This window comes from Pseudomonas sp. 21, assembly GCF_000955805.1.
In the GTDB taxonomy this organism is placed as follows: Bacteria; Pseudomonadota; Gammaproteobacteria; order Pseudomonadales; family Pseudomonadaceae; genus Pseudomonas.
In genome coordinates this window covers 356,101-378,736 of sequence record NZ_JYOA01000005.1, presented here as the reverse complement: position 1 = coordinate 378,736, position 22,636 = coordinate 356,101, and the positions used below count along the sequence as shown (strand labels likewise).

The 22,636-nt window shown below is 65.8% G+C and carries 23 protein-coding genes; 20 read left to right on the top strand and 3 right to left on the bottom strand.

Features of this window, described 5'->3' with window-relative positions:
* Positions 1 to 34: 34 nt before the first annotated feature.
* The 16 genes from UB43_RS14570 to UB43_RS14495 all read left to right on the top strand — a co-directional run bounded on the left by UB43_RS14570 (position 35) and on the right by UB43_RS14495 (position 16,138).
* Positions 35 to 1,192 (top strand): flagellin, encoded by a 1,158-nt coding sequence (locus UB43_RS14570; RefSeq protein ID WP_045212128.1) that lies wholly within the window; start codon positions 35 to 37, stop codon positions 1,190 to 1,192.
* Positions 1,193 to 1,270: 78 nt separating this feature from the next.
* Positions 1,271 to 1,612 carry a flagellar protein FlaG gene (locus UB43_RS14565; protein WP_045212125.1) on the top strand — a complete coding sequence of 114 codons (342 nt, stop codon included), beginning with the start codon at positions 1,271 to 1,273 and terminating at the stop codon, positions 1,610 to 1,612.
* Positions 1,613 to 1,726: 114 nt separating this feature from the next.
* Positions 1,727 to 3,127 (top strand): flagellar filament capping protein FliD, encoded by a 1,401-nt coding sequence (fliD, locus tag UB43_RS14560; protein WP_045212123.1) that lies wholly within the window; start codon positions 1,727 to 1,729, stop codon positions 3,125 to 3,127.
* Between the two features lie 138 nt (positions 3,128 to 3,265).
* On the top strand, positions 3,266 to 3,646 hold the full coding sequence (gene fliS, locus UB43_RS14555) for a flagellar export chaperone FliS (protein WP_045212120.1): 381 nt from the start codon (positions 3,266 to 3,268) through the stop codon (positions 3,644 to 3,646).
* 26 nt (positions 3,647 to 3,672) lie between these two features.
* Positions 3,673 to 3,969 carry a flagellar protein FliT gene (fliT, locus tag UB43_RS14550; RefSeq protein ID WP_045212118.1) on the top strand — a complete coding sequence of 99 codons (297 nt, stop codon included), beginning with the start codon at positions 3,673 to 3,675 and terminating at the stop codon, positions 3,967 to 3,969.
* A gap of 269 nt (positions 3,970 to 4,238) precedes the next feature.
* Positions 4,239 to 5,714, top strand: coding sequence for a sigma-54 dependent transcriptional regulator (locus UB43_RS14545; protein WP_045212115.1), 1,476 nt, complete (start codon positions 4,239 to 4,241; stop codon positions 5,712 to 5,714).
* 122 nt (positions 5,715 to 5,836) lie between these two features.
* A complete protein-coding gene (locus UB43_RS14540; protein ID WP_371318949.1) occupies positions 5,837 to 7,066 on the top strand; it encodes a PAS domain-containing sensor histidine kinase in 1,230 nt (409 codons plus the stop codon).
* 5 nt (positions 7,067 to 7,071) lie between these two features.
* Positions 7,072 to 8,487: a sigma-54-dependent response regulator transcription factor FleR gene (gene fleR, locus UB43_RS14535; protein WP_045212113.1), complete on the top strand. Its 1,416-nt coding sequence runs from the start codon at positions 7,072 to 7,074 to the stop codon at positions 8,485 to 8,487.
* Between the two features lie 350 nt (positions 8,488 to 8,837).
* Positions 8,838 to 9,170, top strand: coding sequence for a flagellar hook-basal body complex protein FliE (gene fliE, locus UB43_RS14530; RefSeq protein ID WP_045212111.1), 333 nt, complete (start codon positions 8,838 to 8,840; stop codon positions 9,168 to 9,170).
* 19 nt (positions 9,171 to 9,189) lie between these two features.
* A complete protein-coding gene (gene fliF, locus UB43_RS14525; protein ID WP_045212109.1) occupies positions 9,190 to 10,983 on the top strand; it encodes a flagellar basal-body MS-ring/collar protein FliF in 1,794 nt (597 codons plus the stop codon).
* Positions 10,976 to 11,992, top strand: coding sequence for a flagellar motor switch protein FliG (gene fliG, locus UB43_RS14520; protein WP_045212107.1), 1,017 nt, complete (start codon positions 10,976 to 10,978; stop codon positions 11,990 to 11,992). Before fliF ends, fliG begins: the two co-directional genes overlap by 8 nt.
* A gap of 1 nt (position 11,993) precedes the next feature.
* Entirely contained in the window at positions 11,994 to 12,791 is a 798-nt protein-coding gene (gene fliH / locus UB43_RS14515) for a flagellar assembly protein FliH (protein WP_045212105.1), read from the top strand.
* The gene (gene fliI / locus UB43_RS14510) at positions 12,781 to 14,136 is read left to right on the top strand and encodes a flagellar protein export ATPase FliI (RefSeq protein WP_045212103.1); all 1,356 of its coding nucleotides are present in this window, start codon (positions 12,781 to 12,783) and stop codon (positions 14,134 to 14,136) included. Before fliH ends, fliI begins: the two co-directional genes overlap by 11 nt.
* 28 nt (positions 14,137 to 14,164) lie before the next feature.
* A complete protein-coding gene (gene fliJ, locus UB43_RS14505; RefSeq protein WP_045212101.1) occupies positions 14,165 to 14,608 on the top strand; it encodes a flagellar export protein FliJ in 444 nt (147 codons plus the stop codon).
* A gap of 52 nt (positions 14,609 to 14,660) precedes the next feature.
* The gene (locus UB43_RS14500; RefSeq protein WP_045212098.1) at positions 14,661 to 15,497 is read left to right on the top strand and encodes an aminoglycoside phosphotransferase family protein; all 837 of its coding nucleotides are present in this window, start codon (positions 14,661 to 14,663) and stop codon (positions 15,495 to 15,497) included.
* Positions 15,485 to 16,138: a DUF1345 domain-containing protein gene (locus UB43_RS14495; protein WP_045212096.1), complete on the top strand. Its 654-nt coding sequence runs from the start codon at positions 15,485 to 15,487 to the stop codon at positions 16,136 to 16,138. Before UB43_RS14500 ends, UB43_RS14495 begins: the two co-directional genes overlap by 13 nt.
* Positions 16,139 to 16,147: 9 nt before the next feature.
* Here the strand turns inward: UB43_RS14495 and UB43_RS14490 are convergent, their stop codons facing one another.
* From UB43_RS14490 to UB43_RS14480, 3 genes are all read right to left on the bottom strand, one after another.
* Positions 16,148 to 16,765, bottom strand: a complete 618-nt coding sequence (locus UB43_RS14490) for a LysE family translocator (RefSeq protein ID WP_045212094.1) — start codon at positions 16,763 to 16,765, stop codon at positions 16,148 to 16,150.
* 49 nt (positions 16,766 to 16,814) lie between these two features.
* Complete coding sequence (locus UB43_RS14485; protein ID WP_045212091.1) at positions 16,815 to 17,615, bottom strand: AraC family transcriptional regulator; 801 nt, start codon at positions 17,613 to 17,615, stop codon at positions 16,815 to 16,817.
* Between the two features lie 185 nt (positions 17,616 to 17,800).
* Complete coding sequence (locus tag UB43_RS14480; protein ID WP_045212089.1) at positions 17,801 to 18,517, bottom strand: TorF family putative porin; 717 nt, start codon at positions 18,515 to 18,517, stop codon at positions 17,801 to 17,803.
* 248 nt (positions 18,518 to 18,765) lie between these two features.
* On the opposite strand from UB43_RS14480, the gene UB43_RS14475 reads away from it, so the two are divergent.
* From UB43_RS14475 to UB43_RS14460, 4 genes are all read left to right on the top strand, one after another.
* On the top strand, positions 18,766 to 19,071 hold the full coding sequence (locus UB43_RS14475; RefSeq protein ID WP_045212086.1) for an STAS domain-containing protein: 306 nt from the start codon (positions 18,766 to 18,768) through the stop codon (positions 19,069 to 19,071).
* Positions 19,072 to 19,099: 28 nt separating this feature from the next.
* A complete protein-coding gene (locus tag UB43_RS14470) occupies positions 19,100 to 20,797 on the top strand; it encodes a SpoIIE family protein phosphatase (protein ID WP_045212084.1) in 1,698 nt (565 codons plus the stop codon).
* Positions 20,798 to 20,852: 55 nt separating this feature from the next.
* Positions 20,853 to 21,194 (top strand): Hpt domain-containing protein, encoded by a 342-nt coding sequence (locus UB43_RS14465; RefSeq protein WP_045212082.1) that lies wholly within the window; start codon positions 20,853 to 20,855, stop codon positions 21,192 to 21,194.
* A gap of 66 nt (positions 21,195 to 21,260) precedes the next feature.
* Positions 21,261 to 22,565 carry a flagellar hook-length control protein FliK gene (locus UB43_RS14460; RefSeq protein ID WP_045212079.1) on the top strand — a complete coding sequence of 435 codons (1,305 nt, stop codon included), beginning with the start codon at positions 21,261 to 21,263 and terminating at the stop codon, positions 22,563 to 22,565.
* Positions 22,566 to 22,636 lie beyond the last annotated feature (71 nt).

The following is a 22,636-nucleotide window of genomic DNA, read 5'->3' as shown; positions in this document are numbered from 1 at the left end:
GGAGGCCACTTAGCCCTAATACGAGGAATTCGTCATGGCTCTTACCGTCAACACCAACATCGCCTCGCTGTCGGTTCAAAAGAACCTGACCAAGGCCGCCAACAACCTGAACACTTCCATGACCCGTCTGTCCACCGGCCTGCGTATCAACAGCGCCAAGGACGACGCCGCCGGCTCGCAGATCTCCAACCGTCTGACCAGCCAGGTCAACGGCCTGAACGTAGCCGTGAAGAACGCCCAGGACGCCAACTCCATCGCCCAGGCCGCTGAAGGTGCTCTGCAAGAGTCCACCAACATCCTGCAGCGTATGCGCGAACTGTCCCTGCAGTCCGCCAACGGTTCCAACAGCAGCGAAGACCAGACTTCCCTGAACCAGGAGTTCAAGTCGCTGACCGCTGAACTGACCCGTATCTCCAAGACCACCACCTTCGGTGGCGGCACCTCCGGCATCAAGCTGCTCGACGGCACTGCCGGCACCAACGGCACCCTGACCTTCCAGGTCGGCGCCAACGCCAACGAAACCGTCAGCTTCACCCTGAGCGACATGAGCGCCACCGCGCTGAAAGGCTCCTCGCAGCTGGCCTCGGCCAACCTGAGCGGTATCACCTTCGACAGCGCCGGCCTGGCTTCCACCGCCGGCACCATTGCCATCAACGGCACTGCTGTGTCCTACGAGAAGGGCGCCACCGTCAACGACATCGTTGGCGCGATCAACACCAACGTCAGCGGTGTCGCTGCAGTCAACAGCGCAGCCAGCGCAGGTGCTGCCCCGGTCATCACCCTGACCTCCAGCTCCGACTTCAACGCCGGTGTGGTTGCCAGTGCCGGTCTGGTCAGCGCAGGTGCAGGCTCCCCTGCCACCGCCACCAGCTCCGCCTTCACCGTGCAGCAACTGGACATCACCACTGCCAAGGGCGCTCAATCGGCTACCCAGGTGATCGACGCCGCCCTGAAGCAGATCGATACTCAGCGTTCCGCGCTGGGTGCCATCCAGAACCGTCTGGACAGCACCATCTCGAACCTGCAGAACGTGTCCGAGAACGCCACCGCTGCACGCAGCACCATCCAGGACGTGGACTTCGCCGCAGAAACCGCGGAGATGACCAAGCAGCAGACCCTGCAACAGGCCGCCACCGCGGTACTGGCCCAGGCCAACCAGCTGCCTTCCGCTGTCCTGAAGCTGCTCCAGTAAGGGGTTGCCGCAAGGCAAAAACGGAAAGGAAGGGCGCCCTGCGCCCTTCCTTGCTTTGCATTCGGAGGGTAATGCCTGATGGATACCAGCCTCGGAATCAACACCCTGCGACCGGCCGACAACGCCGCCGCGGGCAGCAAGCCGGCCAGCGGCAACAGCTTGCCGCAGAGCGCCAAGGAATCGCCGGCGGCCAACAACCGTCGCAGCCTGAACGAAGCCGTCAGCCGTCTGCGCGAGCAGGCCCAGTCGGTGCAACGCAACCTGGAGTTCTCGGTGGATGACGCCAGCGGCGAAACCGTCGTGAAGGTGGTGGCCGCCGATACCGGCGAGGTGATCCGCCAGATACCTTCGGAAGTTGCGCTCAAGTTGGCAGAAAGCCTGAAGGAAGCGGGTAATCTGCTGTTCAGTGAACGCGCCTGATCTCGGTTGAGAGTCATCGAATTCGAGAGCTCTGGCGCGATTCTTGAATGAAGCGTCACAAGACGCAGGCGGCAATCAGAAAACCGCCAGAAATTTGGACAGGAGGGTAGGCAAATGGCCGGGACTTCGATCAATGGCGTAGGGTCGGGATACGACATCGACTCCATCGTGACTGCTTTGGTGAATGCGCAGAAAGCGCCGAAATCGAACCAGATCGCCACCCAGAAGACCGCGACCAATACCACGCTGTCCGGTATCGGCTCGCTGCAGAGTGCCCTGGATACCTTCCAGACGGCCATGGGCAAGCTCAACGACGCCAACTCCTTCGCCGGCCTGGCCGTGAAATCGTCGAACACCGATGCGCTGACCGCCACCCTGGGCACCGGCGCTGCCGCCGGTACCTATGCCATCGATGTGGAAAGCCTGGCCACCAGCTCCAAGGTCGCTACCCAGTACATCGACAAGTCGGCCAGCTTCGGCGCCGGCAAGCTGACGATCACCCAGGGCAGTAGCACCTACAACGTCACCGTCAAGGCGGGGGCGAGCCTGTCCGACATCCGCGACAGCATCAACACCCAGCTCAAGGACCAGGGCCTCACCGCCAACATCATCACTGATGCCAACGGCCCGCGCCTGGTTTTGGGCTCCAGTGTCACCGGTGCAGGCAGCGATATCAGCGTATCCACCAGCGGCGACTCGAGCCTCGATGTGCTCAAGATCGATGGCGCCGGCACCAAGGCCTCGGCCACCGCCGGCGGCTATGTCAGTGCGCCCGCGGCGAATGCGAAGTACACCATCGACGGCCTGGAAATGAGCAGTTCGGTGAACAAAATCTCCAGCGCCATCAGCGGCGTGGAGCTCAACCTGGTGACCACGGGCAAGTCGACCGTCACCGTGGACACCAACACCGACGGCCTGAAGACTTCCATCCAGTCCTTCGTCTCGGCGTACAACGCGCTGATCACCAGCATCAACTCGCTGACCAAGGTCACCAACACCACCGACTCCAGCGGCAACCCGACGACCACGGCCGCTTCGCTGGCCAGTGACTCGATGACCCGCAACCTGCTCAACACGCTGCGCACCCAGCTGGTCGGGTCGTCGACCGAGGGTGGCAGCATCAAGTTGCTGTCCCAGCTGGGTATCTCCACCAAGACCGATGGCACCCTGGACGTCGACGACACCAAGCTGGACAAGGCGCTGGAGAAAAACTTTGCGTCGGTGCAAGGGTTCTTCACCGGTGACGGCGGCCTGCTCAACCGCATGAGCAGCAGCATGGATATCTATACCAAGTCCAACGGCCTGCTCGACCAGCGCAAGGCGTCGTTGAACGACACCCTGAGCGACCTGGCCGACCAGTCGACCAAGCTGGACAACCGCATGACCAAGCTGACCGAAACGCTCATGGCCAAGTACACCGCCATGGACACCCTGGTCGCTCAGCTCAATGCCACCAAGTCCAGCGTGCTGACCACGCTGAACGCGCTGAACAAGACCAGCAGTTCCGACAGCTGATTTCTGAGCCGCCCGTGTCTGAAACGCGGGTTGCGAGGCAGTACGCCAGTGCAGATTTTTGCCTAAAGCTTTTCCCGCCCGCGCCGATACTTTGAACATCGACGATTTGATCGTTCAGCGAATCAAAGGGGAAATCAGATGAATGCTTCGGCCGCACTGCGTCAGTACCAGAATGTGAACAACCAGTCGCAGGTGCACGACGCCTCCCCCCATCGCCTGATCCAGATGCTCATGGATGGTGGCCTGAGCCGCATCGCCCAGGCTCGTGGTTCGATGGAGCGCGAGCAGTTCGCCCAGAAGGGCATGCTGATCGCCAAGGCCACCGCGATCATCGCCGGCCTGCGCGAAGCGCTGAACTTCGAAGCCGGTGGTGAGGTGGCGGAGAACTATGCCAACCTGTACGACTACATGAGTCGTCGCCTGGGCGACGCCAACCGCAGCAACGAAGTCGAGGTTCTCGACGAAGTATCCGGCCTGCTGCGCACCATCAAGGAAGGTTGGGACGCCATCGCTCCGTGATCGCGGCCTGCCAGGAGATACCGAACATGACGCTCGCCGTCCAGCAGATCGAACAGACCCGCCTTGCTTTGGGGGCGGCGCTGGCCCAGGAAGACTGGGAAGCCGTCGCTCAACTCGACCTCCAGTGTCGCGAGCATGTGGATGCCGCCATGGTCGAGCCGATGGACGATGACAGCGATCTCAAGCGCAGCCTCGAAGGGTTGCTGGCGCTGTACCGCGAATTGGTCCAGGCGGTTACCCGGCAGCGCGAAGAAGTGGCCACCGAGATCGTCCGCGTCAACCGTTCGCACCAGGGCGCCAAGGTTTACCAGATGTTCGGCTGATCCATCCGGATCGGCTCTCTTTCGGCGGTGATCGGCCAGGTGCCGGTGGCCGCCGCCTCCGCTTCGAACTACGCTCCACTTCAATTGCCATGACAGGGATCAACACCCTTCGTCGGGCCGCACCAAAAAAAACACGCCATAAATTTGACTCGAGCCACAATTTTGACTTAACTAGTGGCCAAATGCTGGCTAGCATGAGGAAATTGTGCTGTGGCCAGATCGTGTCAGCCGCCGTAGTACGGCCTTCAAGCCCGGGATGACAAGCTAAGATGTGGCGCGAAACGAAAATCCTCGTGATCGATGACAACCAGGACCGTTGCCGGGACCTCTCGGTGATCATCAGCTTCCTGGGTGAAGACCAACTGTCCTGCAGCAGCCGCGATTGGCGCCAGGTCGTCGACCCGCTGCCCAACGGCAGCCGTGACGTGCTCTGCGTACTGGTCGGCGCCGTGGAAAGCAAGGGCGGGGCGCTGGAGCTGCTCAAGCAGCTCGCGTCCTGGGACGAGTACCTGCCGGTCCTGCTGATGGGTGAACCGGTACCCAACGAGTGGCCCGAAGAGCTGCGTCGCCGCGTGCTGGCCAGCCTCGAGATGCCGCCCAGCTACAACAAGCTGCTCGACTCCCTGCACCGCGCCCAGGTCTACCGCGAGATGTACGACCAGGCCCGAGAGCGCGGCCGTCAGCGCGAACCCAACCTGTTCCGCAGCCTGGTGGGCACCAGCCGTGCCATCCAGCAGGTACGGCAGATGATGCAGCAGGTCGCCGATACCGACGCCAGCGTGCTGATCCTCGGCGAATCCGGCACCGGCAAGGAAGTGGTAGCGCGCAACCTGCACTACCACTCCAAGCGCCGCGATGCGCCCTTCGTGCCGGTCAACTGCGGTGCGATCCCGGCCGAGCTGCTGGAAAGCGAACTGTTCGGCCACGAGAAGGGCGCCTTCACCGGCGCCATCACCACCCGTGCCGGGCGCTTCGAGCTCGCCAACGGCGGCACCCTGTTCCTCGACGAGATCGGCGACATGCCGCTGCCGATGCAGGTCAAGCTGCTGCGCGTGCTGCAGGAGCGCACCTTCGAGCGCGTGGGCAGCAACAAGACGCAGAACGTGGACGTGCGCATCATCGCCGCGACCCACAAGAACCTCGAGAAGATGATCGAGGACGGCAGCTTCCGCGAAGACCTGTACTACCGCCTCAACGTCTTCCCCATCGAGATGGCCCCGTTGCGCGAGCGCGTGGAGGACATCCCGCTGCTGATGAACGAACTCATCTCGCGCATGGAGCACGAGAAGCGCGGCTCGATCCGCTTCAACTCCGCCGCCATCATGTCGCTCTGCCGCCACGACTGGCCGGGCAACGTGCGCGAGCTGGCGAACCTCGTCGAGCGCCTGGCGATCATGCATCCCTATGGCGTGATCGGCGTGGGCGAGCTGCCGAAGAAATTCCGTCACGTCGACGACGAGGACGAGCAACTGGCGACCAGCCTGCGCGAGGAGCTGGAAGAGCGCGCGGCGATCACCGCCGGGCTGCCGGGCCTCGACTCGCCGGCCATGCTGCCGGCCGAGGGCATCGACCTGAAGGACTACCTGGCCAACCTCGAGCAGGGACTGATCCAGCAGGCGCTGGACGACGCCAGCGGCGTGGTCGCCCGTGCCGCCGAACGCCTGCGCATCCGCCGTACCACCCTGGTGGAGAAAATGCGCAAGTACGGCATGAGCCGCCGCGAAGAGGAAATGGCGGAGGATTGACGCCTTCGCCTCACTCGTTTTTTCAAGCCATTGAAATATAACGAGTAAATTTTAGGCACGGGGTTTGCTAAGACTCATCCGACCGACAGATTCACGCCGTCGGACGGATGAGGAAAACCCGCATGATGCCAGCCGCCAATCGCCAGACTGAACTTGCTCCCCAGCTGCCAGCAGAACCGCTGCAGGTGCCGGTGGAGCAGCAGAGCCGTGCCCATCTGGAGCAGACTTTCGAGCTGTTCAGCCAGATGTCCAGCCAGCTCAACCAGTCCTACAGCCTGCTGGAAGCCCGCGTCACCGAACTGAAGGGCGAACTGGCCCTGGTCAGCGCGCAGCGCATGCAGGAGCTGGCAGAGAAGGAGCGTCAGGCCAACCGCCTGCAGAGCCTGCTCGATGTACTGCCCGGCGGCGTCATCATGATCGACGGCCAGGGCGTGGTGCGCGACGCCAATCCGGTGGCGGTCGCGCTGCTGGGCAAGCCGCTGGTGGGCATGCTCTGGCGTGAAGTCATTGCCCGCAGCTTCGCCCCGCGTGCCGACGACGGCCACGAAGTTTCCCTGCGCGATGGACGCCGCGTGTCCATCGCCATCCGCCCGCTGAACGGCGAGCCCGGCCAGCTCATCCTGCTCAATGACCTGACGGAAACCCGTCGCCTGCAGGACCAGCTGGCCCGTCACGAACGTCTTTCCGCCCTGGGGCGCATGGTGGCCTCCCTGGCGCATCAGATCCGTACTCCGCTGTCCGCCGCCATGCTCTATGCCGGGCACCTGAGCGAGGGCGAGCTGCCGGTCGAGCAGCAGCAGCGATTCGCCGGGCGCATCAAGGAGCGCCTGCACGAACTGGAAAGCCAGGTGCGCGACATGCTGGTGTTCGCCCGCGGCGAGCTGCCGTTGCCGGATCGCATTGCGCCGAGCCAACTGTTCAGCAGCCTGCGCGCCGCCGCCGAATCCCACGTCGCCGGCCTGAACCTGCGCTGGCAGTGCGACGCTCGCGTCGGCGAGCTGCTGTGCAACCGCGACACGCTGGTCGGCACCGTGCTCAACCTGGTGGAGAACGCCATCCAGGCCGCTGGCCGTGATGTGCGCCTGAAGGTGCACCTGTACCAGCGTGACAACAGCCTGCGGCTGTCCATCAGCGACAACGGCCCGGGCATGAGCGCCGAAACCCTGGCGCGTCTCGGCGAGCCGTTCTTCACCACCAAGACCACCGGCACCGGCCTCGGCCTCGCCGTGGTGAAAGCCGTCGCCAAGGCTCACCAGGGCGAGCTGCGCCTGCGCTCGCGTCCCGGTGTCGGTACCTGCGCCACCCTGATCCTGCCGCTGATCCTGGCTCAACCCGTCGTCCACGAGGAGTGATTTCCATGGCCGCCAAAGTCCTGCTGGTCGAAGACGACCGTGCCCTTCGTGAAGCCCTCTCCGATACCTTGTCGCTCGGTGGGCACGACTTCGTCGCCGTCGATTGCGCCGAGGCTGCGCTGCCGGCGCTGGAGAAGGACAGCTTCAGCCTGGTGATCAGCGACGTGAACATGCCGGGCATGGACGGGCACCAGTTGCTCGGCCTGATCCGCAAGCGCTACCCGCAATTGCCGGTGCTGCTGATGACCGCCTATGGCGCCGTGGATCGCGCCGTGGACGCCATGCGCCAGGGCGCCGCCGATTACCTGGTCAAGCCGTTCGAGCCGCGCGCGCTGCTGGAGCTGGTGGCCCGCCATGCACTGGGCGCCGTTCCCGCCAGTGCCGGCGAAGGTCCGGTAGCCCTGGAACCGGCCAGCCAGCAACTGCTGGAGCTGGCTGCCCGTGTGGCGCGCAGCGATTCCACCGTGCTGATTTCCGGTGAATCCGGTACCGGCAAGGAAGTCCTTGCGCAGTACATCCACCAGCAGTCGCCGCGTGTCGGCAAACCCTTCGTGGCAATCAATTGCGCGGCGATCCCGGACAACATGCTCGAGGCCACCCTGTTCGGCCACGAGAAAGGCGCCTTCACCGGTGCCATTGCCGCCCAGCCGGGCAAGTTCGAACTGGCCGACGGCGGCACCATCCTGCTCGATGAAATCTCCGAGATGCCGCTGGCCCTGCAGGCCAAGCTGCTGCGCGTGCTGCAGGAGCGGGAAGTGGAGCGCGTCGGTGCGCGCAAGCCGATCAGCCTCGATATCCGTGTGCTCGCCACCACCAACCGCGACCTGCTGGGCGAAGTGGCGGCCGGGCGTTTCCGCGAAGACCTCTACTATCGCCTGTCAGTGTTCCCGCTGGCCTGGCGCCCGTTGCGCGAACGCCCTGCCGATATCCTGCCGCTGGCCGAACGCCTGCTGGCCAAGTACGCCCGCAAGATGAACCACGCACCGGTGACCCTGGCCGACGACGCCCGCGCCGCTTTGCTGGCGCATCCCTGGCCGGGCAACGTGCGTGAACTGGACAACGCCATCCAGCGCTCGCTGATCCTGCAGCAGGGCGGCCAGGTGCAGGCCGCCGACCTGTGCCTGACTGCGCCTATCGGCTTGGCGCCGCGCCCGGTGCTGGCGGCAGTTCCGGCGTCTGTTGCTCCGTCGGTTCCCGCCAGTGTCGATATTCCGTCGCCTGCCTCCGCCGAAGCCGGACAACTGGGCGAAGACCTCAAGCGCCGCGAGTTCCAGATGATCATCGACACCCTGCGCAGCGAGCGTGGCCGCCGCAAGGAAGCCGCCGAGCGCCTGGGCATCAGCCCGCGCACCCTGCGCTACAAGCTTGCGCAGATGCGCGATGCCGGCATGGATGTGGAGGCTTACCTCTACGCCAGCTGACCGGTGAACTAAGAACCCCCTCTTGGCCCGCCTTCGTGCGGGCCTTTTCTTGACGGTCTTCACGCGCAGGCGGCGAACGCTGTTTGTAGGAGCGAGCTTGCTCGCGAACAAGGCCAACCGGCGACGCCAGAGGCAGGCAGTTCGCGAGCAAGCTCGCTCCTACAGAAAGGCCGCGGCCTCAGGGCGAGAGGGTGGACCTTGAGCGCGTTTTCCCTTCCCCTTGAAAGTCCCGCCCCAGAGCCATCTTTCGCATATTTCCCACGCCGCTAAAACCTGGCACCCAAGTTGCAATCACCTCTGCAAAGCGCCGCGCAGTGTCAAAAAACCGCGGCCAGTCGGAGGGGTAAGTGATGAGTCAGGGTATCGAGTTCAATCGTCTGCTGCTGGAAATGCGCTCCATGCAAATGGAGGCCATGGCCAAGGCGAAGACGACGCAGGCAGCGCCGGTCGAAGCGGGGGCGCCGAGCTTCTCGCAGATGCTCGGGCAGGCCGTGGACAAGGTGAACGGTACCCAGCAGGTCGCCTCCGACATGGCGAACGCATTCGAGATGGGGCAGGGCGGTGTCGATCTCACCGAGGTGATGATCGCATCCCAAAAGGCCAGTGTTTCCTTCCAGGCGATGACCCAGGTACGCAACAAGCTCGTGCAGGCGTACCAGGACATCATGCAGATGCCGGTTTGAGCGGCGAGGATCGTAGGTAATGTCCCAAGCCTCCGTTGTTGACAGTCAGGTTCCGGCCAAGGTCGGCGCCGACGCGCCGAAAAAGCCGCTGCTCGGCCTGACTTTCCTCGAGAACCTCGCGGACATGCCGGTGCTGCGCCAGGTCGGCCTGCTGGTCGGCCTCGCCGCCAGCATCGCCATCGGCTTCGGCATGGTCCTGTGGTCGCAGCAGCCGGACTACAAGCCGCTGTACGGCAGCCTCAATGGCGTCGACGCCAACAAGGTGGTCGAGGCGCTGTCGGCCGCCGACATCGGCTACAAGATCGAGCCCAACTCCGGCGCGCTGCTGGTGAAGGCCGATGACCTGGGCCGCGCGCGCATGAAAGTCGCCGGCGCCGGCCTGGCGCCGACCGACAGCAACGTCGGCTTCGAGATCCTCGACAAGGAACAGGCGCTGGGCACCAGCCAGTTCATGGAAGCGACCAACTACCGTCGCGGCCTGGAAGGCGAGCTGGCGCGCACCGTCTCCAGCCTGAACAACGTCAAGGGTGCCCGCGTGCACCTGGCGATCCCCAAGAGCTCGGTGTTCGTCCGTGACGACCGCAAGCCCAGCGCCTCGGTGCTGGTCGAGCTGTACCCGGGGCGCACCCTGGAGCCGAGCCAGGTGCTGGCCATCGTCAACCTGGTCGCCACCAGCGTGCCGGAACTGGATAAATCCCAGGTCACCGTGGTCGACCAGAAGGGCAACCTGCTCTCCGACCAGCAGGAGCTCTCCGAGCTGACCATGGCCGGCAAGCAGTTCGATTTCACCCGTCGCATGGAAACCAACTTCACCCAGCGCGTGCACAGCATCCTTGCGCCAGTGCTGGGCAGCGGCCGCTACAAGGCGGAAGTGTCGGCGGACGTCGACTTCAGCGCGGTGGAGTCCACCTCGGAGTCGTTCAACCCGGACCAGCCGGCCCTGCGCAGCGAGCAGAGCAACAACGAGGAACGGCAGAACAGCAATGGCCCGCAGGGCGTGCCGGGTGCGTTGTCGAACCAGCCTCCGGGCCCGGCCAGCGCACCGCAGACCACTGCGCAGAACAAGCCGGCGGACTTCGTCGCGCCGGGCCAGCCGCTGAAGGACGCCAACGGCCAGCCGATCATCGATCCGAAGACCGGCAAGCCGGAACTGGCCCCGTACCCGACCGACAAGCGCCAGCAGAACACCCGCAACTACGAGCTGGATCGCTCGGTGAGCTACACCAAACAGCAGCAGGGTCGCCTGCGCCGGCTTTCCGTCGCGGTGGTGCTGGATGACCGCATGATCACCGATCCGAAGACCGGTGAAGTCAGCCACCAGCCCTGGACCGCCGACGAGCTGGGGCGCTTCACCCGCCTGGTGCAGGACGCGGTAGGCTATGACGCCAGCCGTGGCGACAGCGTCAGCGTGATCAACGCTCCGTTCGCCCCGGAGCTGGGCGATGAAATCGCGTCGCCGCCGTTCTACTCGCAGCCCTGGTTCTGGGACGTGATCAAGCAGGTGCTGGGCATCGTCTTCATCCTGGTGCTGGTGCTGGGCGTACTGCGCCCGGTGCTGAACAACCTGTCGGGCAACAAGAGCAAGGCCCTGGTGGCCGGTGGCGCAGCAGGCGAAGGTGGCCTGGGCGAGTTGGGCGGTCTGGAGGGCGAGTTGTCCGAAGACCGCGTGAGCCTCGGTGGCCCGGCCAGCATCCTGCTGCCCAGCCCCTCCGAGGGGTACGATGCACAATTGAATGCGATCAAGACACTGGTCGCCCAGGACCCGGGGCGCGTTGCCCAGGTAGTGAAGGACTGGATCAATTCCGATGAGTGAAGCGCGCATGAACGCCAAACTGAACAAGGTCGACAAGGCTGCCATCCTCCTGCTCTCCCTGGGTGAGACCGATGCCGCGCAGGTGCTGCGCCACATGGGCCCGAAGGAAGTGCAGAAAGTCGGCGTGGCCATGGCTCAGATGCGTAACGTGCACCGTGAGCAGGTCGAGCAGGTGATGGGCGAGTTCGTCGAGATCGTCGGCGACCAGACCAGCCTGGGCGTTGGCGCCGACAGCTACATCCGCAAGATGCTCACCCAGGCCCTGGGCGAGGACAAGGCGAACAACCTCATCGACCGCATCCTGCTGGGCGGCAACACCAGCGGCCTGGACAGCCTGAAGTGGATGGAGCCGCGCGCCGTGGCCGACGTGATCCGCTACGAGCACCCGCAGATCCAGGCCATCGTGGTCGCCTACCTCGACCCGGACCAGGCCGGCGAAGTGCTCAGCCACTTCGACCACAAGGTGCGCCTGGACATCATCCTGCGCGTGTCCTCGCTCAACACCGTGCAGCCGTCCGCGCTCAAGGAACTGAACCTGATCCTGGAGAAGCAGTTCGCCGGCAACGCCAACTCCACCCGCACCACCATGGGCGGCGTGAAGCGCGCGGCGGACATCATGAACTACCTCGACAGCTCGGTCGAAGGCGCGCTGATGGACGCCATCCGCGAAGTCGACGAGGACCTGTCGGGCCAGATCGAAGACCTGATGTTCGTCTTCGACAACCTTGCCGACGTCGACGACCGTGGCATCCAGGCGCTGCTGCGCGAGGTTTCCTCGGACGTGCTGGTGCTGGCCCTCAAGGGCTCGGACGAAGCGATCCGCGAGAAGATCTTCCGCAACATGTCCAAGCGTGCCGCCGAACTGCTGCGCGACGACCTGGAGGCCAAGGGCCCGGTGCGCGTCAGCGAAGTGGAAGGCGCGCAGAAGGAAATCCTCACCATCGCCCGCCGTATGGCCGAGTCCGGCGAAATCGTGCTGGGTGGCAAGGGCGGCGAGGAGATGATCTGACGTGGTACCGCCGGCGAAGGACGAAGACAAACTCAGCGAACTGATCCGCGCGCGCGACGTGGCGGGCTTCGACCGCTGGTCGCTGCCCAGCTTCGACCCGGCGCGGCCGGCCCCCGAGCCCGAGCCGGAACCCGAGCCGGAAATCGAGGAACCGCCGCAGATCGAGGAGGTGCCGGAGGAAGAGGTCAAGCCGCTGACGCTCGACGAGCTCGAGGCGATCCGTCAGGAGGCCTACAACGAGGGCTTTTCCACCGGCGAGAAGGACGGCTTCCACGCCGGCCAGATCAAGGCGCGTCAGGATGCCGACGCGGCGCTGCAACCGCGCCTGCAGAGTCTCGAAACCCTGATGTCGCACCTGCTCGATCCCATCGCCGAGCAGGACCAGATGCTCGAACAGGGCATGCTCAACCTGGTGACCCACGTGGTGCGCCAGGTGGTGCAGCGCGAGCTGGCCACCGACTCCAGCCAGATCCGCCTGGTGCTGCGCGAGGCGCTCAAGCTGCTGCCCATGGGCGCCAGCAATATCCGCATCCAGGTCAACCCGCAGGACTTCGAACTGGTGAAAGCGCTGCGCGACCGCCACGAGGAAAGCTGGAAGATCATCGAGGACGACGGCCTGCTGCCCGGCGGCTGCCGCATCGAGACCGAACATTCGCGCATCGACGCCACTGTCGAGACGCGCCTGGCCCAGGCGGTGAAGCAGCTCTTCGAGCAGCAGCGCGACCAGGCGACCCACGCCCTGGAGCCAGACCTGCATGTGAACCTCGAAGCCGATCTGGGCGGCTCCGATGCGTCTTGACCGCGTCAGCTTCGCCCGCCGCCTGCAGGGCTACAGCGACGCCGTGAGCCTGCCGACCCAGCCGGTGGTGGAAGGCCGCCTGCTGCGCATGGTCGGCCTGACGCTGGAGGCCGAAGGCCTGCAGGCCGCCGTCGGCAGCCGCTGCCAGGTGATCAACGACGGCGGCTATCACCCCGTGCAGGTGGAAGCCGAAGTCATGGGTTTCGCCGGCAGCAAGATCTACCTGATGCCGGTGGGCAGCCTCGTTGGCATCGCCCCCGGCGCCCGCGTGGTGCCGCTGCCGGATTCCGGCCGGCTGCCCATGGGCATGTCCATGCTCGGTCGCGTGCTCGACGGTGTCGGCCGTGCCCTGGATGGCAAGGGCGGCATGCGCGCCGAGGACTGGGTGCCGATGGATGGCCCGATCATCAACCCGCTGGCGCGCGACCCGATCCACGAGCCGATGGACGTCGGCATCCGCTCGATCAACTCCCTGCTCACCGTCGGCCGTGGCCAGCGCCTGGGTCTGTTCGCCGGTACCGGCGTCGGTAAATCCGTGCTGCTGGGCATGATGACCCGCTTCACCAAGGCCGACATCATCGTCGTCGGGCTGATCGGCGAACGGGGCCGCGAGGTGAAGGAATTCATTGAGCACATCCTCGGCGAGGAAGGCCTCAAGCGCTCCGTGGTCGTCGCCTCGCCGGCGGACGATGCGCCGCTGATGCGCCTGCGCGCCGCGCAGTACTGCACCCGAATCGCCGAGTATTTCCGCGACAAGGGCAAGAACGTCCTGCTGCTGATGGATTCCCTGACCCGTTATGCCCAGGCCCAGCGCGAGATCGCCCTGGCCATCGGCGAGCCGCCGGCGACCAAGGGCTACCCGCCGTCGGTGTTCGCCAAGTTGCCGCGTCTCGTCGAGCGCGCCGGCAACGGGGAGAAGGGCGGCGGTTCCATCACTGCGTTCTACACCGTGCTCAGCGAGGGCGACGACCAGCAGGACCCGATCGCCGATGCCGCACGGGGCGTTCTCGACGGCCACTTCGTGCTGTCGCGCCGGCTGGCCGAGGAAGGCCATTACCCGGCCATCGACATCGAAGCCTCGATCAGCCGGGTGATGCCGCAGGTCACCACACCCGAACACCTGCGTGATGCCCAGCGCTTCAAGCAACTGTGGTCACGCTACCAGCAGAGCCGCGATCTGATCAGCGTTGGCGCCTACGTGGCCGGTGGCGATCCGGAGACCGACCTGGCCATCCAGCGCTTCCCGATCATGCGCCAGTTCCTGCGCCAGGCCCTCGACGAGAGCCAGAACCTCGACGACAGCCGCCTGCTGCTGGATGCGGTGGTCAGCGGCAAGGCCGGCTGATGAGCATTGCGCACGGAGGGTGTAGCGCATGAACCGCCGCGCCGAACGCCTCGCCCCGGTGGTGGACATGGCGCTCAAGGCCGAGCGCGAGGCCGCTCGCCAGCTCGGCCAGATGCAGGGCCAGTTGCAGCAGGCGCAGCGCAAGCTCGCCGAGCTGGAGCGCTACCGCTACGACTACCAGCAGCAATGGATCAGCAACGGCCAGCAGGGCGTCAGCGGCCAGTGGCTGATCAACTACCAGCGCTTCCTGTCCCAGCTCGAAGGCGCCGTCGAGCAGCAGAATCGCTCGGTGGCTTTCCACGAGACCAACGTGGGCAAGGCGCGGGTCATCTGGCAGGAGAAGTACGCTCGCCTCGAAGGCCTGCGCAAGCTGGTGGAACGCTACCGCGAGGAAGCGCGCCTGGCCGCCGACAAGTACGAGCAGAAGCAGCTCGACGAATTCGCCCAGCGCCTGAAACCTTCCGCCGACTGACCCGGCCCGCGGCCGTGCTAGGCTGCTGTCAGATCACGACCGGAACCTGTCCATGCCGCTTCCCGCTCCCGTGCCTGTGGATTTCCAGCACGTCTTCTCCCTGTGGTGCCTCAGCGCCGAAGGCGAGCCGATCATCACGCCGAGCAGCCACCTGTTGCCGGTTCGCTGGCAGGGCCGGGCGGCAATGCTCAAGCGCGCCCTGGACGTCGACGAGCGCCTGGGTTCGAAGGTGCTCGACTGGTGGGACGGCGACGGCGCTGCGCTGGTCTATGCCTACGACGGCGACACCATCCTCATGGAGCGCGCCGAGGGCACGCGGTCGCTGATGCACATGGCGCTGCACGGCGAGGACGACCAGGCCAGCCGGATCGTCTGCAATGTCGTGCGCAAGCTGCACCAGCCAAGGGAAAAACCCCTGCCGGAGGTGATCGGCCTGCGCGAGTGGTTCCGCGATCTCGCGCCTGCCGCCGTGCGCTATGGCGGCCTGTTCCCGCGCTGCCTGGAAACCGCCGAAGCGTTGCTGGCCAGCGAGCATGACCAGTGCGTGCTGCATGGCGACATTCACCATGACAACATTCTGGATTTCGCCGAGCGCGGTTGGCGGGCCATCGACCCCAAGCGTCTCTGCGGCGAGCGGCTGTTCGACTACGCCAACCTGCTGTGCAATCCGGACCTGCCGACCTCCCGCGAGCGTACGCGCTTCCTGCGTCAGCTCGACGTGATCGTCGAGCACGCGCGCGTCGACCGGCGCCGCTTGCTGGAATGGGTGCTGGCTTTCGCCGGACTCTCCGCCGCCTGGTTCCTCGACGACGGCATGGCCGCCGACAGCGACCTGAGTGTGGCGCACCTGGCCGCCGCCGAGCTGGACCGCATGGCATGCTGCGCCTGAACCGAGCCCTTTTGCAGGCGCATCCGCGACTGATCAGCTCCGTCGTCATGGGTGTGCTGGTGGGGCTGGCGTGCTACCCGTTTGCGCCCATGACCCGCGTGCTGCTGGGCTGGAACTGCATGGCCTGGCTCTACGTGCTGCTGATCGGCTGGCTGGCCCTGCGCGCTGCGCCCGCCGAAGTGCGCCGGCTGGCCGAGATCGAGGACGAGAACGCCGAGGCGGTGCTGGTGCTGGTCACCGTAGCCGCCGTGGCCAGCCTGGTCGCCATCGTCGTCGAGCTGGCCACCGCCGGGCATGCCAACGGCAGCGAGAGGATCGTCCGCTACGCCTTTACCGCCAGCACGGTGCTGGGGTCCTGGTTCCTCATCGGCACCATCTTCACCATGCACTACGCCCGACAGTTCTATTCGGCCGCTGCGGCGGAGCCGGTGCTGCGCTTCCCCGAGGGCGAGAAGAATCCGGACTACTGGGACTTCCTCTACTTCTCCTTCACCCTCAGCGTGGCGGTGCAGACCTCTGACGTGGAAGTCGCCTCGCGTGCGATGCGCAAAGTGGTGCTGGCGCACTCGGTGATCGGCTTCCTGTTCAACACCGCGATCCTCGGGCTGGCGATCAATATGGGCGCGGGGCTGATCGGCTAGGACGGGTGTTCAGGGGGCAAGCGTCTCGACAGCCAGTCGTAGCGCCAGTGCGACGAAGGCGAGGGTGAAGCTCCAGCGGATCAGCGTCATCACCGCCGGACGCCCGATCACGTAATCGCGTACCCAGGAAGCCAGCAGCCCGTAGCCGATGAACACGACGAAGGTCATCAGCGCGAACACCAGGCCCAGCACCAGGAACAGCCCTCGCGCGTCCTCGCTGCCGGCCGGTACGAATTGCGGCAGGAAGGCCAGGAAGAACAGCCCGAGCTTGGGGTTGAGCAGGTTCAGCCAGAGCCCGGTACCCACCAGTTGCGGGGTGCTGCGCGGGCTGCTGGCCGAATCCAGCGCCAGGGCGCCGCTGCCTCGAAACACCTGCCAGGCAATGAACAGCAGATAGGCCGTGCCCAGTAGCCGGATGATCTGGAAGCTGGCCGCGCTGGCCTGCAGGATCACCGACAGGCCGAAAGTGGCGAGCAGCAATTGCGGGACCATGCCCAGCGTGCAGCCCAGTGCCGCGAGGCTGGCTGCGCGGGCGCCAAGGCCGAGACCGACAGCCAGGGTGTAGAGCACGCCGGTGCCGGGCAGCAATACGACGACGAACGCCGTCAGCAGGAATTCTGAGTTCATTCCCGTGGGTTTCCTGTGTGGGAGAGGCGAGGCCGTGGGGCCTGCGGATTCAGGGCGCTGGTGGTTGCCTGAACGATGAGCGCCATTGCCCCGGCGTCAGCCCGAGCTGGCGGGCGAAGGCGCGGGTCATGTGCGACTGGTCGGCGAAGCCGGCGAGCAGGGCGGCGTCGGCCAGTGTGCGGCCCTCGCCGATGGCCTTGTGGGCCTGTCGCACGCGGTACTGCAGGAGGTAGGCGTGGGGCGTGGTGCCCAGTTCGCGGCGGAAGCGACGTAGCGCCGCGTAGGGCGTCAGCCCGGCGATGCCGGCCAGTTCCGCCAGCGCGGGGGCATTGCGCGGATCGTCGTGAATCCGTTCGAGCATGCGCGCCACGCTCCGCGAAGGCAGGGGCACCACACTCGTATCGAGGCGCGGGTCGAGCAACTCGCCGAACAGGTCAAGCACGCCTTCGCCGGCCTCATCTGCACAAGCGCCCGGCAGCTGTTGCAGCAAGCTGGCGATGCGCTGGGCAAGTGGCGGGTCGGCGAGGGCGGGGAGGGTGAACTCGCGACGGGCCATTTCCCCGCCGGCCAGTTCTGCCAGCAGCGTCGGCTCGACGTAGAGCATCCACCAGCGCCGCGGCGCACCGCGCAGGGGAATGCCGTCATGCAGCTCATTGGGGTTCACGGTGATGATGTCGCAGGGCCCGGCTTCGACCTGGCCGCGGCCGCTCCAGGAGCGGTGCCCGCCCTCGAGCATCACGCCGATGCCGTACTCGTCGTGGGCGTGGCGCGGGAAGCTGCGCTGCGTGAGTATCTCGACGATGCGCAGGCCGGGCAGGGCGGCGGAGGTGCAGTTCACTCGGTGCAGCATGGGTCAGAGCCTGCGGGCGTGGGGTGGTGACTGGCAGAGTAGCCCCTTGTGCAGCGGTGCTCTTGAATGAAATTGACTCTTTCGCCGCCGCCGACCGTCGGTACTCGGTTTACCTTTCACCCCAGCCCTCCCCCAGAGGGAGAGGGCTGGGGTGTGGGTGCTTCGGGGACTGAAAATGCCCAGGCTCAGAAGAACGGCCGCGAGGCCTTGAACATGAACGCCGAGTCGCAATAGGCGTTATGCCCGGAGTAGGCGCTGCAGTCGCCGCCGGTGAGGCTGCTGCCGCTGTAGGAGAAGTTCAGGTCGATGCCGTTCCAGGGGCGGCTGAAGTTCACCGACCAGTCACCGAATTCGCTGACGCTGCCACCGCTGTTCAGGCTCACGGGGGAGGCAAGGTTGTAGGTGGAGTACTTGAAGGTCACGTCGAAGCCGAGGTCAGGCTGCACGCCCAGGTCGGTGAACAGTGTGGTGGTGCTGCGCCCGGCCTGGGCGCTGTAGGCCGCGCCGAGACGACTGCCGAATACCGAGAGGCCGCCATACAGCGCCTGGCTGTCGTAGTCGGGCTGTTCCGGCCGGCTATAGCGCAGGGTGCCCACTTCGTAGCCCAGCTTGCCGTCACCCAGCGGGTGTTTGAAGCCGGCGTAGCTGTCGATCTCCAGCGGCTTTTCCTGCTCGATGTTCGAGGTCCAGCTGCCGACGTACCAACCGCTGTCGTGGGTGATGTCGAGGCCGCCCTGGGCGCTGTTGGCCTGGCCCGGCTGGACCAGCCCCTGGGCCATGCTGCGTGTCGGCGAGTTGGCGAACTTGAGGTCGAAATCGCCCAGCTCGCGCTGCATCACCTGGGCACCTGCGTACGGCGCCGCGCACAACACGCAGGCCGCGATGAGAATGGACTTGTACATGCTCCCCCCTGCTTGCGGGTGCGACCCCTCCAAGGCCTCTTGCGAGCCTTCGTCCTGCGTCGCACGCGTAAAAGGGTAAAGGCATTCGTCGGGTCTGTGGCGACCGGTGGTCCATTAATCGACCTGGCGGGTGCCGTTCGACCGGTCTGGCGAGGCGGTTTCCCATCGCTCGCCGAGGTTGCCGCTGTCATCGCTAGCTGCTACATCTTCAAGCTCGTGCGCGACCATCGATCGATAAGGAGAATCCCATGGCCATCACTTCCGTTCCCTCCGCCGACGGGCAGGAGCTCACCATCGTGGTCCAGGGACGTTTCGATTTCGGCGCACACCAGGAATTCCGCAATGCCTACGAGCGTGTCGAAGCGACGCCCAAGCGCTACGTGGTGGACCTGAAGGGCGCCACCTACCTCGATAGCTCGGCGCTGGGCATGCTCCTGCTGCTGCGCGACCACGCTGGCGGCGAGAGCGCGCAGATCAGCCTGGCGCATTGCAACCCGGACGTGCGCAAGGTGCTGTCCATCTCCAATTTCGAGCAGCTGTTCAAGATCAGCTGACGCGGCGCGCTTTGCAGTGGCAACGGCCATGTCCGAACTCCTCACCGTCCTGATCGCCGACGACAACGCCGCCGACCGCCTGCTGCTGTCGACCATCGTCAGCCGCCAGGGCCATCGGGTGCTCACCGCCGCCAACGGGCTGGAAGCGCTCGCGCTGTTCGCCCAGGAGCGCCCGCAGCTGGTGCTGATGGATGCGCTGATGCCGGTGATGGATGGCTTCGAGGCGGCGCGGCGGATTCGCCGGCAGGCAGGCGAAGAACTGGTCCCGATCATCTTCCTCACTTCGCTGAGCGAGCCCGAAGCGCTGGTGCAGAGCCTGGAGGCAGGCGGCGATGACTTTCTCTCCAAGCCCTACAACCGCGTCATCCTCGAAGCCAAGATCCGCGCCATGGGGCGCCTGCATCACCTGCAGCGGATGGTGCTGGAGCAGCGCGACCTGATCGCCCGGCACAACGAACACCTGCTCAACGAGCAGCGGGTGGCCAAGGCGGTGTTCGACAAGGTGGCGCACTCGGGCTGCCTGAACGCGGCGAACATCCGCTACCTGCAATCGCCCTTCGCGCTGTTCAACGGCGACCTGCTGCTGGCGGCGTTCAAGCCCTCCGGCGGCATGCACGTGCTGCTTGGCGATTTCACCGGCCACGGCTTGCCGGCCGCCATCGGCGCCATGCCGCTGGCCGAGGTGTTCTATGGCATGACCGCCAAGGGCTACCCCATGGCGGACATCCTTCGCGAGATGAACGCCAAGCTCAAACGCATTCTCCCGGTCGGCGTGTTCTGCTGCGCCGCGGTGCTCAACCTGAGCTTCCAGCGCGGCCTGGTGGAGGTGTGGAACGGTGGCCTGCCCAACGGCTACCTGCACCGCCACGACAGCGGCGAACTGCAGCCGCTGGTTTCGCGGCATCTGCCGCTGGGCATTCTCGACTCGTCGGCCTTCAGCGACCATTGCGAGGTCTATGCGATGGAGGAGGGCGACCGCGTGTTCCTCTTCTCCGATGGCGTGCTGGAGGCGCGCAATGCCGCGGGCGAAGCTTTCGGTGAGGAGCGCCTGCAGCAAGTGTTCGGCGAGGGCCTCGCGCCGTCGCGCCTGTTCGACGGCATTCAGGCGGCGGTGGCGCGGTTTCGCGGCGAGGCCCAGGACGACGTCAGCATGCTGGAGATCGCGCTGGTCCCCGAGGATTCGCTGCAGCGCCCGCCGCTGGCGTTCTCCGACAACGGCCTGAGCAGCCCGCTGGACTGGTCCGCCAGCTTCGAATTCCGCGCGCCGACCCTGCGCAACTTCAACCCGCTGCCCTTCCTGCTGCAGCTGCTGATGGAAGTGCAGGACCTGCGCCCGCGCGGCGGTGCGCTCTACACCGTGCTCGCCGAGCTGTACTCCAACGCCCTGGAACACGGCGTGATGGGCCTGGACTCCTCGCTCAAGTGCGACGCCGCCGGCTTCGCCCGCTACTACCAGGAGCGCAGCAAGCGCCTGGTCACCCTGCGCGACGGCTTCGTGCGCTTCCATCTCGACCTCGCCCCCCACGGCGATGGCGGGCGCCTGCTGGTGCGGGTGGAGGACAGCGGCGACGGTTTCGACGTGGGCGCGGTGCTGGCTTCGCAGCGGGCTGCCGGCAGCCTCTGCGGGCGCGGCCTGACACTGGTCCGGCAGCTGTCTGACCGCTGTCAGTGGTCGGGCGACGGCAAGGCGGTCTCCGTGGAGTTCTTCTGGTCGGCTCAGGCATAATCGAGGCCTTCTTGTCCCCCTGAAGGGTGGCGAGCCGTCCTTCAGGGAGTGCCCAATGTCCGAGCCGCATCTCGATGGCGCCGTGCTGAGCAATTTGCTGTCGATCATGGAAGACGAGTACCCGCTCCTGGTGGAAACCTTCCTCAGCGACTCCGAGGAGCGCCTGCGCAGCATCCGCGAGGCATTCGCCGCCAGCGATGCACCGGCCCTGCGCCACGCCGCGCACAGCTTCAAGGGCAGCTGCGGCAACATGGGGGCCTCGGTACTGAGCAGCCTGTGCAAGCGCCTGGAGGAGGCCGCGCGGCAGAACGACCTGGCCGGCGCGCAAGGCCTGATCGGCAAGATCGAGCACGAATTTTCCATCGTCCGCACCCTGCTGTTGCCCGGTCGCCCCTGACCTTTTCCGAGTTGGCCCGCGCCTTGCTATCTCCGTGTTGGATATTCACATCAACGGAGAACTCCGATGGCTGTCGCCCCGGATATTTTATTGACGTCGACGCCTGACACCCGGCCCAGGACGGCGCTCTCCAAGGCTGCCCAGGGCTCCTCGAGCACCAGCAGCGACAAGGGTTCCAGCTTCGCCGACGTCTACGCCAAGGAGCAGCGTCCGGCCGCCAGCGAGCGGACCGACAAGCCAGTGAAGGCGAAGAACGACAAGCCGCGGGACAGTGCCGACAAGGACACCGCGAGCAAGGACGCCGGCGCACCGGCTGCCGCCGACCAGCCAAAGGTTGCCGAGGACGGCAAGGCCTTGCCGGCCGATGGCGCCAGCAAGGCGGACGAGAAGGTGGCGGATACCGAGACCAGTCCCGACGCCACCCTCGACCCGTTGCTGATGCTCGGCATGACCGGCCAGTTGCCGGAGCCCGAGGCGCCGCCGCTGGTGGTCAGCACCGGCAGCAGCCAGCTGACCGAGGCCAGCAGCGATGGCGACCTGCAGAAGCTCAACGAGATTCCGGGGGTGAACCTGACGCTCGGCGTGGGCGCCGACGACCAGGCCGGGCAGGCGCAGCAGACCCAGCTTACCGGCCACCTCGCCGCCAAGTCGGGGGACAAGCCACTGGATGCCGGCGGCAAGAATGATCTGACGGCCGCCCTCGCTGCGCTGAGCCCGGATGCGGCAGCCAAGGGCGCCGAAGGCAAGCTTGCCGAGGGTGCGCTGAAGGATGGCGTCGACCTGACCCAGCGGCTGGCGGACGTGCAGACCGATGCCAAGCCGGAGATGCCGCGCAACGAAGCCTTCGCCGCGCGCCTGGAGTCGCTGACGCAGGCGCTGAACACGCCGCAGGCCATGACCAGTCGCCCGGTGAACCCGCTGGTGCCGGGACAGGCCGTGTCGGTGCAGCAGAACGGCTGGACCGATCAGGTGGTGGACCGGGTGATGTGGATGTCCTCGCAGAACCTCAAGTCGGCCGAGATCCAGATGGACCCGGCCAACCTCGGCCGCCTGGAAGTGCGCATTCACATGACCGGCGACCAGACCCAGGTCAACTTCGTCAGTGCCAACGCCAACGTTCGTGAAGCGCTGGACAGCCAGCAGCACCGCCTGCGCGAGATGTTCAACCAGCAGGGCATGCAGCTGGACGTGAACGTTTCCGACCAGTCCGCCCGTGGCTGGCAGCAACAGCAGCAGGGTGATGACCGCGGCGGCTCGCGGCGCATGGGCGGTACCGGCAGCGGTGACGACGAGCCGATGATCAGTGGCGTGTCCGAGATTCGCCCGCAGGCGGCGGCGCAGGGCAGGGGGCTGGTGGATTACTACGCGTGATCCCTGGCGATCCTGCGAGCGATGGGCGTGGTCTTGTAGCGCCCTCTCCCTAACCCTGGCTGCGCGCCCCT